This window comes from Hymenobacter miniatus, from assembly GCF_016427455.1.
GTDB lineage: Bacteria > Bacteroidota > Bacteroidia > Cytophagales > Hymenobacteraceae > Hymenobacter > Hymenobacter armeniacus.
Genome location: NZ_JAELXR010000005.1, coordinates 240,176 through 260,808 on the forward strand (window position 1 = coordinate 240,176; position 20,633 = coordinate 260,808).

Annotated in this window: 13 protein-coding genes; 5 read left to right on the forward strand and 8 right to left on the reverse strand. The window is 62.7% G+C overall.

Annotation, left to right across the window (positions count from 1 at the left end):
* Window positions 1-93: 93 nt before the first annotated feature.
* The gene (locus tag JAO73_RS10010) at window positions 94-2,724 is read right to left on the reverse strand and encodes a valine--tRNA ligase (RefSeq protein ID WP_198976917.1); all 2,631 of its coding nucleotides are present in this window, start codon (window positions 2,722-2,724) and stop codon (window positions 94-96) included.
* Between the two features lie 340 nt (window positions 2,725-3,064).
* Here JAO73_RS10010 and JAO73_RS10015 point away from each other — a divergent pair, with 340 nt between their 5' ends.
* From JAO73_RS10015 to JAO73_RS10025, 3 genes are all read left to right on the forward strand, one after another.
* On the forward strand, window positions 3,065-3,997 hold the full coding sequence (locus JAO73_RS10015; RefSeq protein ID WP_198976918.1) for a carbon-nitrogen hydrolase family protein: 933 nt from the start codon (window positions 3,065-3,067) through the stop codon (window positions 3,995-3,997).
* Window positions 3,998-4,127: 130 nt separating this feature from the next.
* A complete protein-coding gene (locus JAO73_RS10020) occupies window positions 4,128-5,336 on the forward strand; it encodes an N-acetyl sugar amidotransferase (RefSeq protein WP_198976919.1) in 1,209 nt (402 codons plus the stop codon).
* A 187-nt stretch (window positions 5,337-5,523) separates the two neighbouring features.
* Entirely contained in the window at window positions 5,524-5,889 is a 366-nt protein-coding gene (locus JAO73_RS10025; protein ID WP_198976920.1) for a hypothetical protein, read from the forward strand.
* Between the two features lie 95 nt (window positions 5,890-5,984).
* On the opposite strand, the gene JAO73_RS10030 is transcribed toward JAO73_RS10025, so the two are convergent.
* The gene (locus JAO73_RS10030) at window positions 5,985-6,854 is read right to left on the reverse strand and encodes a DUF4197 domain-containing protein (RefSeq protein ID WP_198976921.1); all 870 of its coding nucleotides are present in this window, start codon (window positions 6,852-6,854) and stop codon (window positions 5,985-5,987) included.
* Between the two features lie 113 nt (window positions 6,855-6,967).
* On the opposite strand from JAO73_RS10030, the gene JAO73_RS10035 reads away from it, so the two are divergent.
* On the forward strand, window positions 6,968-8,269 hold the full coding sequence (locus JAO73_RS10035) for a competence/damage-inducible protein A (RefSeq protein WP_198976922.1): 1,302 nt from the start codon (window positions 6,968-6,970) through the stop codon (window positions 8,267-8,269).
* A 231-nt stretch (window positions 8,270-8,500) separates the two neighbouring features.
* On the opposite strand, the gene JAO73_RS10040 is transcribed toward JAO73_RS10035, so the two are convergent.
* The 6 genes from JAO73_RS10040 to dnaG form a co-directional block, all read right to left on the reverse strand.
* Window positions 8,501-10,150, reverse strand: coding sequence for a T9SS type A sorting domain-containing protein (locus JAO73_RS10040; protein WP_198976923.1), 1,650 nt, complete (start codon window positions 10,148-10,150; stop codon window positions 8,501-8,503).
* Between the two features lie 212 nt (window positions 10,151-10,362).
* On the reverse strand, window positions 10,363-11,589 hold the full coding sequence (locus JAO73_RS10045) for a bifunctional 3,4-dihydroxy-2-butanone-4-phosphate synthase/GTP cyclohydrolase II (RefSeq protein ID WP_198976924.1): 1,227 nt from the start codon (window positions 11,587-11,589) through the stop codon (window positions 10,363-10,365).
* 64 nt (window positions 11,590-11,653) lie between these two features.
* Entirely contained in the window at window positions 11,654-12,823 is a 1,170-nt protein-coding gene (locus JAO73_RS10050; RefSeq protein WP_198976925.1) for a glycosyltransferase, read from the reverse strand.
* Window positions 12,820-14,073: a glycosyltransferase family 4 protein gene (locus JAO73_RS10055; protein WP_198976926.1), complete on the reverse strand. Its 1,254-nt coding sequence runs from the start codon at window positions 14,071-14,073 to the stop codon at window positions 12,820-12,822. Before JAO73_RS10055 ends, JAO73_RS10050 begins: the two co-directional genes overlap by 4 nt.
* A gap of 56 nt (window positions 14,074-14,129) precedes the next feature.
* Complete coding sequence (locus JAO73_RS10060; protein WP_198976927.1) at window positions 14,130-15,185, reverse strand: potassium channel family protein; 1,056 nt, start codon at window positions 15,183-15,185, stop codon at window positions 14,130-14,132.
* 86 nt (window positions 15,186-15,271) lie between these two features.
* Entirely contained in the window at window positions 15,272-17,365 is a 2,094-nt protein-coding gene (dnaG, locus tag JAO73_RS10065; RefSeq protein WP_198976928.1) for a DNA primase, read from the reverse strand.
* 210 nt (window positions 17,366-17,575) lie between these two features.
* Here dnaG and JAO73_RS10070 point away from each other — a divergent pair, with 210 nt between their 5' ends.
* Window positions 17,576-20,578, forward strand: a complete 3,003-nt coding sequence (locus JAO73_RS10070) for a leucine--tRNA ligase (protein WP_198976929.1) — start codon at window positions 17,576-17,578, stop codon at window positions 20,576-20,578.
* The last annotated feature ends 55 nt before the right edge of the window (window positions 20,579-20,633 follow it).

Below are 20,633 nucleotides of genomic sequence, written 5' to 3' on the forward strand. Positions count from 1 at the left end.
AGTTGTCGTCAGAATGATTTCGGCGTTTACTCTCCTACAAGCAAAAAGCCGCTTCCGAGATTCGGAAGCGGCTTTTTTACTGACAATCCTTTTTTACAACCCTTTCAGCGCTTGCTCCAAGGCGGCAATTTTGGCTTCGGCGTCGGCCAGCTTCTGGCGCTCTTTTTCCAGCACTTCGGGCTTGGCGTTCTGGGCGAATTTCTCGTTGCCGAGCTTCTTCAGCACCGAGTCGCGGAAGCCCTGGGCGTATTCCAGCTCTTTCTCAAGGCGGGTGCGCTCGGCGGCCAGGTCGATGTGGCCTTCGAGCGGGATGAAGAACTCGCTGCCGCCCAGCACGAAGCTCACCGAGGCGGCGGGGCCGGCGTCGGCCAGCGTCACGTCCGAAATGCTGCCCAGCTTGCGGATGATGCCGTCGTAGTCGGCCAGCAGCTGCGGGTCGTCGGTTTTGGCCACCAGCGCGAGGGGCTTATTGGGGCCGAGGTTTTTCTGGTTGCGCACCGAGCGGATGCCGGCCACGATGGCCAGGGCCTTGTCCATGTTGGCCAGGGTTTCGGCGCTGTGGGCGGGGGTAGTGGCGCGGGGCCAGGGGGCCACGGTCACGTAGTCGCGGGGGCCGCGCTCGGCCAGCTCGTGCCACAGCTCTTCGGTGATGAAGGGCATGAAGGGGTGCAGCAGCTTGAGCAGCGTTTCGAGGTAGGCCGTGGTGTGGCGCAGGGTTTCGGCGTCGACCGGGTGCTGGTAGGCGGGCTTCACCATCTCCAGGTACTGGGCGCAGAAGTCGTCCCAGGTCAGCTTGTAGATGGTCATCAGCGCGTCGCTCATCCGGAACTTCTCGAAATGGTCGTCCATCTCCACGATGGCGGCCTGCAACTTGGCGTTGAACCACTCCACCGGCTTGGCATTGGCGAAGGGCAGCGAGGCATCGGCTTCCCAGCCTTTCACGAGGCGGAAGGCGTTCCAGAGCTTGTTGGAGAAGTTGCGGCCTTGCTCCACCAGCTTGGTATCGAACAGCAGGTCGTTGCCGGCCGGGGCCGAGAACAGCATGCCGGTGCGCACGCCGTCGGCGCCGTACTGGGCGATGAGGTCGAGCGGGTCGGGCGAGTTGCCGAGCTGCTTGCTCATTTTGCGGCCTTGCGCGTCGCGCACAATGCCGGTGAGGTATACGTTTTTGAAAGGCACTTCCTGGCGGTATTCCAGCCCGGCCATAATCATGCGGGCCACCCAGAAAAACAGGATGTCCGGCCCCGTCACCAAGTCGTTGGTGGGGTAGAAATAGTTGATGTCGGCGTTGTCGGGGTCTTTGAAGCCGTCGAACACTGAAATGGGCCACAGCCACGACGAAAACCAGGTATCGAGCACGTCCTCGTCTTGGCGCAGGTCGCTCAGCTGCAGGTCGGCCTGGCCGGTTTGGGCAATGGCTTGCTGCAAGGCGTCCTCGGCGGTGAGGGCCACCACGAACGTGCCGTTGGGCAGGTAGTACGCCGGAATCTGCTGGCCCCACCAGAGCTGGCGCGAGATGCACCAGTCGTGCACGTTCTCCATCCAGGCCCGGTACATGTTCTTGAACTTGGGCGGGTGCAGCTTGATGGTGTCGTTCTCCACCACTTCCAGCGCGGGCTTGGCCAAGTGCTCCATTTTCAAGAACCACTGCAGGCTGAGCTTGGGCTCAATCACGGCCTTGGTGCGCTCCGACGTCTGCACGATGCTGGCATATTCCTCGATTTTTTCCAGCAAGCCGGCTTCCTGCAAGTCTTTGGCAATCTGCTTGCGCACGGCAAATCGGTCTTGGCCCACGTAGAGCACGGCCTTCTCGTTCAGCGTGCCGTTGTCGGCCAGGATGTCGATAACCGGCAGGTTGTGCTTCACGCCCAGCTCGTAGTCGTTCAGGTCGTGCGCCGGCGTCACTTTCAGCGCGCCCGTGCCGAAATCCATCGACACGTACTCGTCAAAAATTACCGGGATTTCGCGGCCCAGCAGCGGGATGCGCACTTTCTGGCCGGCCAGGTGCGCAAAGCGCGGGTCGTTGGGGTTCACGGCCACGGCCACGTCGGCCATGATGGTTTCGGGCCGCGACGTGGCCACGGTTAGAAACTGGCCCTCCTGCCCTACCACGGCGTAATTGAGGTAGTACATCTTGGCCTGCACGTCCTTGGCAATCACCTCCTCGTCGGAAATGGCCGTGCGGCCCTCGGGGTCCCAGTTCACCATGCGCACGCCGCGGTAAATCAGGCCTTTGTTATACAGGTCGACGAACACGCGCAGCACGGCCTCGGTCAGGTCGGGCTCCATGGTGAAGCGCGTGCGGTCCCAGTCGCAGGAGGCGCCCAGCTGCTTGAGCTGCTCCAGGATGATGCCGCCGTACTTGTCCTTCCACTCGAAGGCGTGGGCCAGGAATTGCTCGCGGGTGAGGTCGGTTTTGTTGATGCCCTGCTCTTTCAGCAAGGCCACTACCTTGGCTTCGGTGGCGATGCTGGCGTGGTCGGTGCCGGGCACCCAGCAGGCTTCTTTGCCCTGCATGCGGGCACGGCGCACCAGCACGTCCTGAATGGTGTTGTTCAGCATGTGCCCCATGTGGAGCACGCCCGTCACGTTGGGCGGCGGAATCACAACGGTATAGGGGACCTTCTTGGGGTTTGGCGAAGCCTTGAAGAAACCTTGCTCCTGCCAGCGCTGGTACCATTTGGCTTCAACGTCGGTGGGCGAGTAGGTGGTGGCGAGGGACATAGGAATTAAGCAGTAAGCAGAAAGGCAAAAATAGGCATTGGAACCGGGGGCACCGCGCACCCGGGCCACCAGAGCGCCAGGCGGGCGCTGGGGAATGGTGCCCGGGGCGCCCGCTTAGTAGCCTATCCCGGCAGTGGTTGGCTACGCCTATTTCTTTGCAGTAGCCCCTGACCGTTAAGAATAAGGAGCCCTGAACATCAGATGACTATCGAATATTCCGTTTTAACCCAGCTTTAATTTCTGCCCTTCGGCGCTTTTCTATCTTTGCTTGGCGACATAAATTGAGCGACAAAGTTTAATTCCGACTTTGTACCTTACTTACTTTTCCACGAATAATGATGTGTCCGCTCCGCTTATGGCCGCGCTTTTCTCCTTTCGCAAATCGGTACCAGTAGCTGCGCCGGCACCCGAGCCGCCGGCACCAGCGCTGGGCACCGTGCGAGTGGGCATGGGCCAGTTGCTGGTAGAAGGCGGCGAGCCGGCCCGCAACCTGGCCCGCGCCGTGGAGCAGATTGCCCAGGCCGCGGCCCAGCAGTGCGACCTGGTGCTACTGCCCGAAACCCTCGACTTTGCCTGGACGCACCCCAGCGCCCTCTACGAAGCCCAGCCCATTCCGGGCCCCTTCAGCGACGTGCTGTGCCGTGCTGCGGCCGAGCACGGCCTCTACGTGTGCGCCGGCCTCACGGAGCGTGCCCCCGACGGCCGCAACTACAACGCGGCCATTCTCATCAACCCGCAGGGCGAAATCATCGTCAAATACCACAAAATCAACCTGCTGGCCGTGGAGCAGCCGTTCTACGCCGTGGGCCAGACGCTGAACGTGGTGGACACGCCCTTGGGTAAAATCGGCGTGAACGTGTGCGCCGACAACTACCTCGACGGCCTGCCCATCGGGCACACGCTGGCCCGCATGGGCGCCGAGTTTATCATTGCCCCGGCGTCGTGGACGGTGGACTACTCCATCACCGAGGAGCACGACCCCTATCAGGAAAAATGGGTGAAGCCGTTTTCCATCCTGGCCAAGCTCTACAACGTGGTGGTGGTGAGCACCACCTCGGTGGGCTACATCGTGGGCGGGCCCTACGAGGGCAAAAAAAGCGTGGGCTGCTCCCTGGCCGTCGACGCCAACGGCGTGCGGGCACAGGGTGCGTTCAACGAGTTTGCCGGCCAGTTGGTCGTGGCTGACCTGGCCCGTCCCCACCGCCCCGAACGCGGCACCGACATCGGCCTGATGCTCCAGCGCAAAGGCTACCGCTTCGACGAACTGCCGTGAGTGTTCTGCGTACTAGGCTCCGATACCCCGCTCTTATCCTATTTCTACTTGACTAATTCGCTCTCTTCCGGTCATATAGGCTGCCACCCACCCGTTTTTTTACGCAGCCCCCACTTTTACTCTCCGCCCCTTGCTTACCCAGGTACATCCCGCCGAACAGTACGTTTCGGCCCTTCCCAGCGACGACCACCAACGCTGCACCCGGTGCCTGATGGACACCACCGTGCCGGGCATTACCTTTAACGAGGCCGGCACCTGCTCTTTTTGCGACGTGCACGACCGCATGGAGCAGGCCTTTCCAAATGGCGAAGCGGGCCTGCGCACCGTGCGCCGCCTGGCCGACGAAATGCGTCGGGCCGGCCGCGGCCGTCGCTACGACTGCGTGCTGGGCGTGAGCGGCGGCCGCGACAGCACCTACACCCTGTGGTATTGCGTCACGCAACTCAAGCTGCGCCCCCTGGCGGTGCATTTCAACGACGGCTTCGGCAACCCCGTGGCCGGCGAAAACATGGTGCGCGCCTGCCAGCGCTTGGGCGTGGAGCTGCGCACCATTACCTCGGACTGGCGCGAGTCGAAAGACCTCAAAATTGCGTTTTTGAAAGCTTCTGTGCCCGACATGGAGGAGGGCACCGACCTGGGCATTGCCACCGCCCTCTACGGCGTGGCGGCTAAGGAGAACGTGCAACACCTCGTCATCGGGCAGTCGTTTCGCACCGAAGGCATTGCCCCGCTGAGCTGGAACTTCCTCGATGGCAAGTACCTGCGGGCGGTGCATAAGCAGTTTGGCACGGTGCCGCTGCGCCCGTGGCGCCCCGCCGACCCTGGCTTCAACCTGGGCCTGAAGGAGATGTTTTACTACGCGTTTGTGCGGCGCATCAAAACCGTGACCCTGCTCTACCACCTCGACTACGTGCGCACCGAAGTGGACGACATCATCACGAATGAGCTGGGCTGGAAAAGCCCCGGCGCGCACTACGCCGACGACCTGTACCAGAGCCTGATTTATTACCTCAACCGCGTCAAGTTCAACATCGACCGGCGCCTGTTCAACTATTCCGCCCTGGTGCGCTCGGGCCAGATGAGCCGCGAGGTGGCCCTGGACCGCATTTCGCACGTGAATGCAATTGAGGACGAAAACGTGATTGCGCTTTGCATCAAGCGCCTCGGCCTGACGCGGGCCGAATTCGAGCAGATAGTGGCCGCCCCCCCGAAAACCTTTCACGACTACCCCAACAGCTATAGCTTGCTGAAGCTGCTGCGCCTGCCCATCAAGGTGCTGAGCCGGCTGAACCTGATTCCGGAGTCGGCCTACGACAAATATTTCAACTGCGGCACCTGAGCCGCCACGGCCTTTTGCTGGCCAGCGGGGTGAGACAATAAGTGGTTGCAAAACAGGCCCTGGCTGCTATAAGGCAACTATTTTGCCCAATAAAGTAGCGCCGGAGGCCAACTGAAAATGGGCCTGCTCCGTATCTTCGCGACCACCTCAGGCAAATTTTTCACCTCACCAACTTACCGCCCCGGCCATGATAGATGACGACGACCTGGACGACGACTTGCTCGACGACGACGATTCCCTGGACACCTACGCCAAAAAAGGCGGCGCCGCTGCTTTAGGCAACTCCGAAGACCGCCTTTCGGCCAAATACGCTGATTACCTGATGTGGACGGACACCGGCTCGTCGCACGATGAAGCCCTGGACTTGGCCAACATGACCGAAGAAGAGTTTGTGGAGGCGGAGCGGGCCGAAAATTCGGACCGTGGCGGCTTCACCAGCCTCGACGATGAAGACGATGACGACTTCGCCGACGACGATGACGACGACGACGAAGGCTACAGCAGCGGGCGCGGCAGCCGCCGCGGCAGCAGCTTCGACAGCGACGACTACTAAACGAACCCGCTTTGCGCGGCCCGCCAATCACCAAAAAGCCCCGGCTGGATAACCAGCCGGGGCTTTTTGGTGATTGGCGGGCCGGGGCCTGAGCCTTACTTCCGCCCGAATACCTGCTTGAGGATGTCGGAAGTGCGGGCGGCGGGGTTCTTGCGAATTTTAGCTTCTTCCTGAGCCAGCAGGATGAACAGGCCATCGACGGCTTTCTGGGTGGTGTAGGCCGAGAGGTCGGTTTGCACGGGCGTCATCAGCGGGATGCGGTTGTACTGGCTGGTCATTTTGCTGTAGGCGGCGCCGGCGCCCACTTGGTCGATGGCGGCGGTGATGTCGGGCTTGAAGGCGGCAATGAGCTGGGCCTCCGTCGACTTGCGCAGGAACTGCGTGGCGGCATCGGTCGAGCCGCTGGTCACCAGCGTGAGAGCATCGGTGATGCTGATGTTGGAGAGGGCGTTGAGGAAAATGTCCTTGGCTTTGGGCGCGGCGGCCTCGGCGGCGCGGTTGAGCTGGGTTTCGAAGGTGCCGATGACCGTGTTCATGCCCGGAAACTTGCTCAGGGTCGTTTTCATCAGAATGGCATCTTCCGGGAAGGGAATGTGGATGTCGTCGTTCAGGTTGAAGCCGTCGGGCTCCGAGGCAAACTGCACGGCCTTCACGATGCCTTTGTTGAGGGCTTCCTTGACGCCGGCGCTGGCCTGGGCTTCGGTGAGCGGCGCGGGCGGCGGGGTTGCGGCGGCTTTGGCCGCGGCAGCTGCTTTCTCGGCGGCGGCCTTGTCGGCGGCGGCTTTGGCAGCGGCCGCTTTGGCCGCAGTGGCTTTGGCGGCGGCGGCCTTTTGGGCGGCGGTTTGCGTAGTGGTTTTGGTGGTGGTGGTCTTCTTGGTAGTGGTTTTGGTTTGGGCCTGAGCGGCGGGCGTAGCCGCTACCAGCAAACCAGCTACCAGCAACGGACCGGCAATGCGCGTAAACATGGAATAAACTGACGAAACGGGAAAACCGGAAAGCCCCTATGGCTGTCCTTGGACCGTCGCGCTTGCAAATTGAAGACAATTTTGCGGCCAAACCTATTTTCTTCGACAAACCCATGCCCTCTCCCGACCATCTCCTCGCCCCCTCGGTTTCCTCCGCCAGTCCCGCTGCGCCGCCCGACGTCGAAATCATGACCATTGGCGACGAGCTGCTATACGGGCAGGTCATCGACACCAATTCGGCCTTCATGGGCCAGGAGCTGGGTAAAATAGGGCTGCGCGTGCGGCAGATTTCGTCGGTATCGGACCGCGCCGACGAGATAGTGACGGCCCTCGACCAAGCCCGGCGGCGGGCGCAGGTGGTGCTCATCACCGGCGGCCTCGGCCCCACCAAAGACGACCTCACCAAGCACGTGCTGGCCCGCTACTTCGGCTCCGAGCTGGTGCTGCACGAGCCCACGCTGCGCCACGTGGAAGAAATTTTCCAGCGCTTCCAACGCCCCATGCTCGACGTGAACCGCCAGCAGGCCTTGGTGCCGGCCAACTGCGAAGTGCTGCACAACGCCGTGGGCACGGCCCCTGGCATGTGGTTCAACGACCAGGGCACCGTGTTTGTGAGCATGCCCGGCGTGCCCTTCGAGATGAAGCGCCTGATGACCGACCACGTGCTGCCGCGCCTGCAAAGCCAGTTTCACCTCGCCCCCATCGAGCACGTCGTGGTGATGACGGCCGGCCTGGGCGAAAGCTTTCTGGCCCAGAAAATAGCCGATTGGGAAGATGCCCTGCCCGCCAACATCAAGCTGGCCTACCTGCCCAGCTTCGGGGCCGTGCGCCTGCGCCTCACCGGCACCGCCGATGGCCAACCCGACCTGCGCGGCCGCATGCTGGCCTTGCTGCCCGCCCTGCGCGAGCGCATCGGCGAGTACATTTTTGCCGAGGAAGAAACCACCATTGAAGCCGCCATCGGCCAATTACTACTGGCCAAGGGCCTCACCGTGGGCACGGCCGAAAGCTGCACCGGCGGCCTCGTAGCGCAGCGCCTCACCAGCGTGTCGGGCAGCTCGGGGTATTTCCGGGGCGCCATCGTGGCGTACCATAATGACATCAAGCAGGAAGAGCTGGGCGTAAAAACCGAAACCCTGGCCCAATACGGCGCCGTGAGCGAAGCCACCGTGCGCGAGATGGCCGAGGGCGCCCGCCGCCGCTTGGGCGTGGACGTGGCCGTGGCCACCAGCGGCATTGCCGGCCCCACCGGCGCCACGGCCACCAAAAAGGTAGGCACCGTGTGCCTGGCCTACGCCGACGCCACCCACACCATCAGCCGCGAATACGTACTGGACCGCGGCCGCGCCTTGAACGTGGAATACGCGGCCCAGTCGCTGCTCACGATGCTGCGGCAGCAGTTGGCGGGCGTGTAGCAAGGTAGCCGTATAGCAGAACAAGCCCCAGCGGGGCGACATGCAATGAGTGTCGCTCCGCTGGGGCTTGTTCTGTTTTACCTTCCCCTCGGCTTATCGCCGAAGCCCGCAGACCGAGATAACATCACCGCTTGGGAGGGCACCAAACGAGTATCGATTAGCGGGACAAGCCTTCTGGTTATAGCCAGCGCAACCGGCAGCAGGTTGGGCAATACTATTCAGCTCAAAACGCTATTCTATCACCAGCTTCTTGGAAACGACGCCCTCCCGTAAAGCGAAGCGCACCTCGTATACGCCCGGCGCAAGACCATCCAGGGGCACTGAGCCGGTGGGCGTGAGGGCGGTACGGCGCAGCAGTTGGCCGAGGGCATTGTGGACGGTGACAGCCACCGGTTGTTGGGCGTAAGCGGCAGGCAAGCCCACCATTACCTGGTGCCGGGCCGGGTTGGGGTACAGCCCCACCTGGGCGGCCACGGCCGGCTGCGTGGCCAGCGGCGCACCCGCAGTCATCTTCACCACCCAATAGTCAACGTTGCCCCAGCACCCTTGCGTTTTGTCGCCGCCAATGGGCGAGGCCGTGAATCCCCCCAGCAAAACATCGCCGCCCACGGCCAGTTGCATGGCGAGGAGGTTATCGTTGAGGGTACCGCCAAAACGCTTGTCCCACTGCTTCACGCCGGCTGCGTCGGTCTTCACGGCCCAGTAGTCGCCGTCGCCCTGGCTGGGCTCGGTTTTGTCGCCGCCCACGCCGGAGCTGGAGCTGCCCGCCAGCAGGTAGCCGCCGTCGGGCATCAGCGCTAAGCTTGTAATGCTTTCGCCCATTGCGCCGCCGTAGGTGCGGTCCCATAGCTTGGTGCCTTGGGCGTCGACCCGCAGCAGCCACATATCGCCACCGCCCTTGTGGGGCTCCGACTTGTCGTCGCCAATGTCTGATTGCGAATTACCACCGAGCAGATAGCCGCCCCCCGGCAGCACCTGAATGGCCCCGAGGCCATCGAAGCCCGCGCCGCCCAGGGCCTTGTCCCATTGTTTGGTGCCGGTGGCGTCCAGCTTCACCAGCCAAATATCCACTGACCCGTGGCTTGGCTCCGATTTATCGCCGCCCAGCCCAGAGAGAGAGGAACCGCCCAAAATGCAGCCTCCGTCGGGCGTGGCTTTCATGCCGGCAAAATATTCTTCGGCGCTGCCGCCAAAACGGTGGTCCCAGAGCTTGGCGCCCTGCGCGTCAATCTTCACCACCCACAGGTCACTGCTGCCCCGGCTGGCTTCGGTTTTATCGCCGCCGCTGCCCGACTGCGAACTGCCCCCGAGCAGGTAGCCGCCGTCGGGGGTGGGTTGGATGGCCGCGAGGTAGTCGCTGCCGGGCCCGCCGTACCGCTTGTCCCATTGCTTGACGCCCTGCGCGTTCACCTTCACCAGCCAGAAGTCGTTGCCGCCCTGGCTGGGCTGCGACTTGTCGCCGTCCTGCCCCGAATCTGAACTGCCGCCGAGCAGGTAGCCCCCGTCGGCGGTGGGCAAGATGGCTTGCAGGGTTTCTATTTGGGTGCCGCCAAAACGGGCATCCCATTGCTTGTTGCCCTGGGCATCTACCTTCACGGCCCAGAAATCGGCCCCAAACGCCCAGTTCGGCTGCGACACGTCGCCCACGGCGTCGGAGCTGGAGCGCCCGCCCAGCAGGCAGCCCCCGTCGGGTGTGGCGGCCAGGGTAAACAGGGCATCTTCCCCGCTGCAGGTGGTGGAAGTGCCGCCAAAGCGCCGGTCCCACACCTTGGTGGGCGCCGTGGGTAGTTGGGCGGCGGCTTCGGGCAACGGGCAGAGCAGGGCCAGCCCCGCACCCAAGCGCAAGGTGAGCCCGAACGAAGTAAGTAGGTTTGTTTTCATGGAAGTAGGAATGATAGATGGGTGAAAATAGGCAGTGTAATTGAAATCACTGGCAATGATTTGCTGACGCGCACCGATGCTGCCTAACCAGCTGATAGAAACCCATCTCCCCTGCCTTTTCGCATCCTATAAGCCAAAGGCATTTCCCGTACGCCACCAACAAAAAAGGCCCGCTGAACAGCGGGCCTTTTCCTCACACGAGGCAATTAAGCTTACGCCGCCGGCGTCTCGGCCGGAGCCACGCGCATGATGTCGTGGCCCAGTTTATCGCGCTTGGTGGTGAGGTAGGCTTCGTTGTGCGGGTTGGCGCTGATTTCGATGGGCAGCGTGTCCACGATTTCCAGGCCGTAGCCGATGAGGCCGGTGCGCTTGCGGGGGTTGTTGGTGAGAAGGCGCATCTGGCGCACGCCCAGGTCGCGCAGGATGCTGGCGCCCACGCCGTAGTCGCGCTCGTCGCTCTTGAAGCCCAGCTCTTCGTTGGCCTGCACGGTGTCGCGGCCCTGCTCCTGCAGCTTGTAGGCTTTCAGCTTGTTGAGCAAGCCAATGCCGCGGCCCTCCTGGTTCATGTACACGATGACGCCGCGGCCTTCGCGCTCAATCTGGCGCATGGCCTGGTGCAGCTGGGGGCCGCAGTCGCAGCGGCACGAGCCGAAGATGTCGCCGGTCACGCAGGAGCTGTGCACGCGCACCAGCACCGGCTCGGGGCCGCTGATATCACCCTTCACCAGGGCCAGGTGCTTGGCGCCGTTGGAGTTTTGGGTGAAGGCGTAGAGGTCGAAATCGCCGTGCTCGGTGGGCATCTTCACCGAGATTTCGCGGGTGATGAGGCTTTCCGTAGCAAGTCGGTACTTGATGAGGTCTTGCACCGAAATCAGCTTCAGGCCCCATTTCTTGGCCACGATTTCGAGGTCGGGCAGGCGGGCCATCTCGCCGTCTTCCTTCAGGATTTCGACCAGGACCCCGGCCGGCTCAAACCCGGCCAGGCGAGCCAGGTCCACGGCGGCTTCGGTGTGGCCGGCGCGGCGCAGCACGCCTTCTTTGCGGGCTTTGAGGGGGAAAATGTGGCCGGGCTTGCCCAGTTCTTCGGGCTTGGTGGCGGGGTCGATGAGGGCCAGGATGGTCTTGCTGCGGTCGGAGGCCGAAATGCCGGTGGTCACGCCGTTCTTCAACAGGTCGACCGATACGGTGAAGGGCGTGGCGTGCAGGGCCGTGTTGTGGCCCACCATCAGGTCGAGGCCCAGCTCTTCGCAGCGCTGCTCGGGCAGCGAAGCGCACACCAGGCCGCGGCCGTGCGTGGCCATAAAATTGATGACTTCGGGCGTGGCCGACCGGGCGGCGCAAATGAAGTCGCCTTCGTTTTCACGGTCTTCGTCGTCGACTACGATGACAACTTTGCCAGCGCGAATGTCTTCGATGGCGGATTCGATGGTATCAAGCATGGGATGGGGTATTTCGGGCCATAACAGCGGCAGCGCCCGCAAAGTTAGCCCGCAGCGCGGCGCCCTAGCCGAACAGTGCTTCCAGCTGCGCCGTGGCCCCGGCCCAGGTGTAGCGGGCTTTCACAAACGCCTGCCCGCGGCTGGCCAGAGCACTGGCCGAAGCCGGGTCGGCCAGCAGCTCCGAGACGACCTGAGCAAGGGCTGCCGCCGACTCGGCCACGCGCAATTCCTGGCCGTCGGTGCCGTTCAGGGCGTTGTTGGCCAGCGGCGTGGTCACGCACGGCAGCTGCATGGCCATGGCTTCGAGCAGCTTGTTTTGCAGGCCCGTGCCCACGCGCATGGGCGCCACAAACACCCGCGCCGATGCATAGGCCGCCCGGATGTCGGGCACCCAGCCGCTCACCTCCACATGCGCCGAGGCCAGCGCCAGCACCCGGGGCGCGGGCGTGGTGCCGGCCACCAACAGGCGCGCCCCGGGGTGCTGCGCGCGCACCAACGGCATGATTTCCTCGGCCAGGAAAACGGCCGCGTCCACGTTGGGATGGTAGCTCATGTTGCCGCAAAACAGCACCTCGTACTCCTTGGCCACCTCCGGCATGGGCTGGAAATTCTCGGTATCGATGCCGTTGAGCACCACCCGAATGTCGTTGCGGCGCGGGTGCTGAATGAGCTGCCGGTCCTGGTCGCTGATGATGGTGTGGTGGCGGAACCAGCCAAAGGCCTCGGCTTCGTAGGCCGTCAGCCGACGGGCTTCGAGGGCAAACACTGGCCGCTGCCATAGGGGTGCCTGCGTGGCCCGGCGCGCCATACCAGCCGAAAAAACGTCCATGTAGTCGAGCGTCATGGGCACAGCGCCGGCGTGGGGCCGCAGGTATTCGGCCATGCGAATGAGCTGGCAGTACACGTGGTCGGGCCGGAAGGTGCGCAGCAGCTCATCGACTTTGCGCTGGGCCTGGGCGTCGTAGAAATAGCCAACTTGCAGCGGCCGGCCCGTGGCCAGGGCCCGCGCCATGTTGGCCGCGATGCCGGGCTTGTGCAGCCGGTGCACCGTGAGGCCGCCCCAGCACAGGGGCCGCACCGCCGCGTCGGCTTCGGCCGTCACGGCCTCGTCGCTGAGGGCAAAGAGGCAGATTTCGTGGCGCTCGGCCAGGTAGCGCAATTGGTGGTAGGCGCGCAGCTTGTCGCCCTTGTCCAAGGGGTACGGGAAGCGCGAGAGGAGCACAAGCAGCTTCATGCGGGCGGCGAATGGGCGGGCGTGCCGGCCGGCGCAGGCAGAAGCAGGCGCTCGTACAAGTCAATGAAGCGCTGCACCACGCGGCCGTTGTCGTAGACGTCGGTGGCGGTGCGGGCGGCCGCGGCCCCAATGCCGCGCACGTCGATTTCGCCGCGGTACCAGGCGCGCAGGGCGTCGAGCCAGGCGGCCGCGCCATCGCGCACCAACAGGTTCTCGTCGTTGTGGGCCACAATGCCCTCGGCGCCCAGCGTGGTGCTCAAAATGGCTTTGCCCAGGGCCATGCCCTCCACAATTTTCACCCGCATGCCGCCACCACTTAGCAAGGGCACCAGCATCAGCTCGTACTGCTGCATGAAGGCGGGGGCTGATTCCACAAAGCCGTGCATGATGACATTTTCGGCTTTCCGATTGAGCAAGTGCGCGGGGGCGTTGCGTCCGGCAAGGTGCAGCTCCACGTCCGGAAATTCGGCGTGAAACGTGGGCCACACCTCGCGCAGCAGCCACTCCACCCCTTCCTGATTCGGCAGCCAGTCGAGTGAGCCAATCATAAATAAGGTGCGCGGCTTGGCCCGAAGGCTGGGGTCGGGTTGCAGACGCTCTAGGTCGGCCCCGGCTGGGATGAAGACGACAGGCTCGGGGCAACCCAAGGCCCTCAGACGTTGCGCGTCGTCTTCGGTAATGGCGGCTACGGCGTCGAAATAAGTCAGATACTCTCGCTCAAATTTTTCCAGGCGGTTGGCCATAACGCGAAGCATAAATTGCTTCAGCGGATTCGCCTCCCGCTTTGCCAGCATATGCCAGATAGTATACTCCACATTGTGGGCGCGCAACACCGTTTTGGTGCGTTCAGGGCGAAATTCTTCGTAATCAAGCCATTCATTGTACCATGCCACAAATGTCCCTTCGCACTGGATGATGTCAAATTCCTCACTCGCTAGTAAACGGCCTAGTACGTCACAGACCTCGCGCTCAATGAAACGGGCCACATTATAGGGCTTTCGGCTTAACAGGAGGTTCTTCAGCGCGCCAAATGCCGAAATATCAGTATCAACATCCACCAGCACCAGCCGCAAATTGGGCCCCAGGTGGGCCAGGGCGTCGGCCGGCTGGCGGTGCTTGGGCGTGTTGATGGCCAGCAGCGTGACCCGGTGCCCGGCGCGCACGAGGCCCGCCGCCACGTCGTACATGGCAATGGCGCCGCCGTCATGAGGCGGAAATGGCACGCGCGGACAAAGTTGCAGAATGTGCATAGCGCCGGCAAAGGTAGAAGGAGGCCGCGCTTTCGCCGGAATCACGCCGCAAGCTTTTACAGCTGCCGAAAGCGCACCTCGAAGGTTTCTATCTGCTCTTCGCTGCCCAGCACCAGCAGCACGTCGCCGGGCGCGGGCACGTAGTCCACGGGCGGGCTCACCATGAGGGAGCCCGCGGCCGTGCGCATGCCGATGATGGTGGCGCCGGTGATGGAGCGCACGTCGAGCTCGCGGATGCTGCGGCCGTGTAAATCGCGCCGGAGCTGCTCAAAGCTCATTTCCTCCAGTCGCAGCTTGTCGGCGCTGAGGCCGGAAATGAGGTCGAGGAAGCGGATGACCTCGGGGCGCACCACCAGCTTGGCCATGTGCGAGCCCCCGATTTCGTCGGGCATCACCACCGAGTCGGCGCCGGCCGAGAGCAGCTTGCTTTCCGAGGTTTTGAGCGAGGCGCGGGCGATGATTTTCAGGCGCGGGTTGAGGGCGCGGGCCGAAAGGGCCACAAACACGTTGTCGGCGTCCTTGGGCAGCGAGGTGATGAGGGCCGAGGCGCGCTCCACGCCGGCCTGCTTCAGCACGAGGTCGGTGGTGGCGTCGCCAAACACGGTGTAGATGCCGCCGCCGGGCAGGCCGTCGCCGTCGTAGTCCTCGCCGGTGCTGCCGCTGGTGATGCTTTTCATCAGCTCCTGGTCCGATTCGATGACCACCACGCGGGCGCCGTTGGCGCGCAGCTCCTGGTAGGCCCGGCGCCCGTTGCGCCCAAACCCGCATACGATGACGTGCCCGCTAAAGCGCTTGATTTCCTGGTCGGTCCGAATCATGTTGTAAATCTTGCGCAGCTCGCCGTCAAAGATAAACGAGGACATGACCGACACGAGGTAGGCCACCACGACGAGGTTGTAAAGGATGTAAAAGGAGACAAACAGCCGCCCCGCGTGCGAAAACGGGTGGATTTCGCCAAAGCCCACCGTGGCAATGGTGGTCACGGTCATGTAAAAGGCATCAACCGGGTGATAATGCTCGATGACCATGAAGCCCGTCATGCCAAAAATCAGGCTCAGTCCGGTGAGGACAATGGCCAAGAGCAGCCGGTTGATGTTGAGTTGTCGGAGCATGGGGTTGGTTGAGACATCAAAGGAACGTCATGCTTCGACAAGCTCGGCATCACGTTCAATTATTGCCAATTATGGACGGCCAACCCCTACGCCGTGCGGCCCACCACGGTGCCCAGCAGCCCGGCCAGCTCGTTGTCCAACTCCTTGAGCCGCTTGATGTCGCCGAGGATTTCGAACATCTCCACGTCATCCAGCGGGTGGCGCAGCTTTTCGAGGCACTGGTCGAGTTCGCGCTGCACGTGCACCTTGTTGAGGCGCAGCACGGCGTTGTCGCAGGCCAGCTTGGGCAGGTCCACTTCGTTGAAGACGTAGATTTCCTTGGTGCGCCAGTTGGGGCTGATTTCGTAGCGCTCGGTGGCCAGGTCGGTGATGAGCTGGCGGATGTCTTCGCGCTCGTTCTGGGCCAGCAGGCGGGCATCGGGGAAGCGGCCGGCCAGCAATTCCTGGCGGCAGATTTCCCACATTTCGGCGTAGAGCGGCTTCTGCAGCGGGTTTTCGCCGAGCTGGCCCATGAGGTAGGCCGCCACGCTGATTTCCTCTTCCACCTCGCGCCCGGCGTAGAGCACCAGCAGGCGCAGCACCTCGCGCTCGCACACCTGCAGCATGTCGGGCGTGTCGTCGTCGGCCGCGGCTTTGGCAGCCGAGGGCTGGAAGCTGGCGCCCGCGCCCAGGATTTCCACGGTGGCTTCGTGGCCGCCGTACATGAGCATTTCGGCCTCTTCCTCGTCGGTCATCGGGCGCGGGGCCGGGGCCGAACGCGGGTTGTTGCTGGGCGGAAAGCCGGTGTTGGCGCTGCCGGCGCCCTGGCCGTAGCTGCCGGCGTTGCCGCTGCCGCCGGGCGCCTTCTGCGAAGCGGTTTTGACGAGCTTGTTGTACTCGGTGATGAGCACCTGCTCGTCGATGCCGAACGTGGCCGAGGTTTGCTGCAAAAACACTTGGCGCTTGATGGCGTCGGGCACTTTGGCGATGCTGTGCAGCACGTCGCGGATGGCCTCGGCCTTCTTCACCGGGTCGTTGCTGGCCTCGCGGGCCACCAGCGTGGTTTTGAAGCTGATGAAGTCCTGGCTCTTGGTTTCGATGTACTCCGTGAAGCGCTGGTCGCCCACTTTGCGGATGTAGGAGTCGGGGTCGTCGCCGTCGGGGAAGAGCACCACGCGCACGTTCAGGCCGCCTTCGAGCAGCAAATCGGTGCCGCGCAACGACGCCTTGATGCCGGCCGCGTCGCCGTCATACAGCACCGTCACGTTATCGGAATACCGCTTGATGAGGCGAATCTGGCCTTCGGTGAGCGAGGTGCCCGACGAGGCCACCACGTTTTTAATCCCGCCCTGGTAGAGCGAAAGCACGTCGAGGTAGCCTTCCACCAAATAGCAAACTTCCTGCGTGCGAATGGCCTGCCGGGCCTGAAATAGCCCGTACAACACGTCGGACTTGTGGTAAATCTCGGATTCCGGCGAGTTGAGGTACTTCGCCATCTTGTCGTCGCGCTTCAGGGTGCGCGCCCCGAAGCCCACCACCCGACCACTGATGTTGTGAATCGGGAACATCACGCGGCCCCGGAACCGGTCGTAGCGCCGGCCGGTGTCCTTGCCCTGGTCGTCGGTTCTAATGACCGTCAGGCCGGTTTTTTCCAGGTATTTTTTGTCGTAACCAGCCGCTTCGGCGGCTTTCATCAGGTCGTCCCAGGCGTCGAGCGAGTAGCCGAGCTCGAAGGTTTGGATGGTGCTCAGGTTGAGGCCGCGCTCCTTGAGGTAGCCGTAACCGATGCTCATTCCTTCCTCGGAGTTGAGCAGCAGACGGTGGTAGTGGTTTTTGGCGAAGTCCGAAACGATGAACTGCGAGTCCCGCTCGTTCTGCTCTAGCTGCTGCTGGGGCGTTTTTTCCTCCTCCTGTATTTCAATGGCGTACTTCTTAGCCAGGTATTTGAGGGCCTCCACGTAGCTGGTGCCCTCCACGTCCATCACAAACTGCACCACGCCGCCGGCCTTGCCGCAGCCGAAGCACTTGTAAAGCGACTTGGCCGGATTTACCGAGAACGAGGGGGACTTTTCGTTGTGAAACGGGCATGGGGCCCACAGATTCTGCCCCTTGCGCTTGAGCTGCACAAAGTCGCCGACGACTTCCACGATGTCGGCGGTCTGGATGATGTGGTCAACTAATTCTTTGGGAATGCGGGCCATCGGGGGCAGTATATCAGCTTTTTGTTCTGGAACGTCATGCAGAGCGCAGCGAAGCATCTCGCGGGACACCAGTAATTAGTTGAAGCACGCGAGATGCTTCGCTGCGCTCTGCATGACGGCTTGGATGAAACGGTCGTGCGGCACAGTTCAACAAATTTCGCCCTACTTTCTCCTACGTCCTACCTTTGCCCGGAATAAACTCCGCGCAAGATGCCCGCATACCGCCCCGAAGAAATCGAAAAGAAGTGGCAGGCCCACTGGAAAGCCAACGGCACTTTCCGGGCCCAGAACCACTCCGACAAGCCCAAATACTACGTGCTCGACATGTTCCCCTACCCCTCCGGGGCGGGCCTGCACGTGGGGCACCCGCTGGGCTACATTGCCTCCGACATCGTGTCGCGCTTCAAGCGCCTGCAGGGCTTCAACGTGCTGCACCCCATGGGTTTCGACTCCTTCGGCCTGCCCGCCGAGCAGTACGCCATCCAGACCGGCCAGCACCCGGCCATCACGACGGAGAAAAACATCGACACCTACATCAAGCAGCTCAACAGCCTGGGGTTTAGCTACGACTGGAGCCGCGAGGTGCGCACCTCCGAGCCCGGCTACTACAAGTGGACGCAGTGGATTTTCCTCAAGCTGTTCAACTCCTGGTATAACCTCGATACTGACCGCGCCGAGCCGCTGACGGCCCTCACCGCCCGCTTTGCCGAGAGCGGCAGCGAAGGCATCAACGCCGCCGGCGACGCCGATGAGCGCCAGGTGTTCACGGCTGGGCAGTGGGCGCTGTTTTCGGAGCAGCAAAAGCTGGCTGCTGTGCACCCCTACCGCCTCGCCTACCAGCAAGACACCTACGTGAACTGGTGCGCCGGCCTGGGCACCGTGCTGAGCAACGACGAGGTGAAAGACGGCCTCTCGGAGCGCGGCGGCTTCCCCGTGGAGCGCCGCCTCATGCCCCAGTGGAACCTGCGCATCACGGCCTACGCCGACCGCCTGCTGCAGGGCCTCGACACCATCGACTGGCCCGACGCGGTGAAGGAGATGCAGCGCAACTGGATTGGCAAGAGCATCGGGGCCGAGGTGACGTTCCCGGTGCAGGGCCACGACAACGCGCACATCAAGGTTTACACCACCCGTGTCGACACCATTTACGGGGCCACCTTCCTGGTGCTGGCGCCGGAGCACGAATTGGTAGACACCCTCACCACGCCCGAGCAGCGCGCCGCCGTCGACGAGTACATTGCCGCCACCAAGCGCCGCTCGGAGCGCGACCGCATGGCCGACACCAAAACCGTGTCGGGCGTGTTCACGGGCGCGTATGCCCTGAACCCGGTGAACAACGAGCCCGTGCAAATCTGGCTGGCCGACTACGTGCTGGCCGGCTACGGCACCGGCGCCGTGATGGCCGTGCCCAGCGGCGACCAGCGCGACTACGTGTTTGCCAAGCACTTCGGCCTGCCCATCCCGGCCATCTCCGACGCGCAAAAGGACCTCGACCAGCAAGCCGACCCCACCAAGGAAGGCCGCTACATCAACTCCGGCATCATCAACGGCCTGGGCTACCAAGAAGCCACCGCCAAGCTCATTGCCTATCTGGAAGAGAAAGGCCTGGGCCGCGGCAAGGTGAACTACCGCCTGCGCGACGCCATTTTCGGCCGCCAGCGCTACTGGGGCGAGCCCATTCCGATTTACTACAAGGACGGCACGGCCTACGGCATCGCCGAAAGCGACTTGCCGCTGGTGCTGCCCGAAATCGACGAGTACAAGCCCACCGAAACCGGCGAGCCGCCCCTCGGCCGCGCCCAAAACTGGCTCTACCGCGGCCAGTACCCCTACGAGCTGAGCACCATGCCCGGCTGGGCCGGCTCCTCCTGGTACTACCTGCGCTACATGGACCCCACCAACGACGCCCGCTTCGTGGGCGAAGAAGCCGAGCAGTACTGGGGCACCGTGGACCTCTACATGGGCGGGGCTGAGCACGCCACCGGCCACTTGCTCTACGCCCGCTTCTGGTACCTGTTCCTGAAGGACCTGGGCCTCGTGAGCGGCAATGAGCCCTTTCAGAAACTGATTAACCAGGGTATGATTCTGGGGCGGTCGAATTTTGTGTATCGCCTGAACCTGAGCTCGGAACACGTTGGGTTGAGCGAGCCTGCTGATGAAAACGCTTCTGTTGAGGAAACGGCTAGAACAGCTGTAAAGCTGCCACCAATTTTTGTATCCAAAAGCTGGTTGGACAAGCTCAACGACTCTGACACTATGCTTGCCCTTTTGAAGGACAAGTCGGGTATTTTCGCTTGCAGACTCAAAGAGCTCACGGCTAAGTACCAGCCAGTATCGGCAGGTTCGTCGGGCACATCTACGGGCATTGTAGCTAACAATCCTTACACAGCACTTCATGTGGATGTAAGCATTGTCGACAATGATATACTTGACATTGATGCCTTTAAGAAGTTGCGCGACGAGTATGAAAATGCAGAATTTATTCTCGAAGACAACGGCACCTATGTGTGTGGCGTGGAAATCGAGAAAATGTCAAAGTCCAAATACAACGTCGTGAACCCCGACGTGCTGATTGGCCGCTACGGCGCCGACGCGCTGCGCCTCTACGAGATGTTCCTCGGCCCGCTGGAGCAGTACAAGCCCTGGAACACCAACGGCATCAGCGGCGTGGGCGGCTTCCTCAAGAAGTTCTGGCGCCTCTTCCACCCCGAAGACGGGCCCCTGGCCGTGACCGACGAGCCCGCCACCCCGGCCGAGCTGAAGGTGCTGCACCGCGCCATCCAAAAGGCGCAGGAAGACATCGAGAAGTTTAGCTTCAACACCTCCGTGAGCTTGTTCATGATTACGGTGAACGAGCTCACGGCCCTCAAGTGCCACAAGCGCGCCATTCTGGAGCCGCTGGTGCTGCTGGTGAGCCCGTTTGCCCCGCACCTGGCCGAAGAGCTGTGGCAGGAGCTGGGCCACGCGGCCGGCAGCATCTCCACGGCCAGCTACCCCGAGTTTCGCGAAGAATTCCTGGTGGAAGACACCGTGACCTACCCGCTGGCCATCAACGGCAAAGTGCGCGAGCAGATGCAGTTTGCCGCCGCCGCCACCGCCGCCGACATCGAAGCCGCCGTGCTGGCGTCAGATTTTCTGGCTAAGCACGGCGAGGGCAAAGCCGCCAAAAAGGTCATTGTGGTGCCCGGCCGCATGGTAAACGTGGTGGTGTAGCAGCGGCTTAACTGGCCATACGCGGCGCGCCGCGGAGTGATACTTTTGAGGTGTC

Excerpts from the sequence above, each read along its gene's own strand:
- JAO73_RS10035 (WP_198976922.1), top strand. The coding sequence starts at position 6,968 with ATGCCCTCTCCCGACCATCTCCTCGCCCCCTCGGTTTCCTCCGCCAGT.
- JAO73_RS10025 (WP_198976920.1), top strand. The coding sequence starts at position 5,524 with ATGATAGATGACGACGACCTGGACGACGACTTGCTCGACGACGACGAT.
- JAO73_RS10070 (WP_198976929.1), top strand. The coding sequence starts at position 17,576 with ATGCCCGCATACCGCCCCGAAGAAATCGAAAAGAAGTGGCAGGCCCAC.
- JAO73_RS10030 (WP_198976921.1), bottom strand. The coding sequence starts at position 6,854 with ATGTTTACGCGCATTGCCGGTCCGTTGCTGGTAGCTGGTTTGCTGGTA.
- JAO73_RS10050 (WP_198976925.1), bottom strand. The coding sequence starts at position 12,823 with ATGAAGCTGCTTGTGCTCCTCTCGCGCTTCCCGTACCCCTTGGACAAG.
- JAO73_RS10060 (WP_198976927.1), bottom strand. The coding sequence starts at position 15,185 with ATGCTCCGACAACTCAACATCAACCGGCTGCTCTTGGCCATTGTCCTC.
- JAO73_RS10055 (WP_198976926.1), bottom strand. The coding sequence starts at position 14,073 with ATGCACATTCTGCAACTTTGTCCGCGCGTGCCATTTCCGCCTCATGAC.
- dnaG (WP_198976928.1), bottom strand. The coding sequence starts at position 17,365 with ATGGCCCGCATTCCCAAAGAATTAGTTGACCACATCATCCAGACCGCC.
- JAO73_RS10010 (WP_198976917.1), bottom strand. The coding sequence starts at position 2,724 with ATGTCCCTCGCCACCACCTACTCGCCCACCGACGTTGAAGCCAAATGG.
- JAO73_RS10045 (WP_198976924.1), bottom strand. The coding sequence starts at position 11,589 with ATGCTTGATACCATCGAATCCGCCATCGAAGACATTCGCGCTGGCAAA.
- JAO73_RS10040 (WP_198976923.1), bottom strand. The coding sequence starts at position 10,150 with ATGAAAACAAACCTACTTACTTCGTTCGGGCTCACCTTGCGCTTGGGT.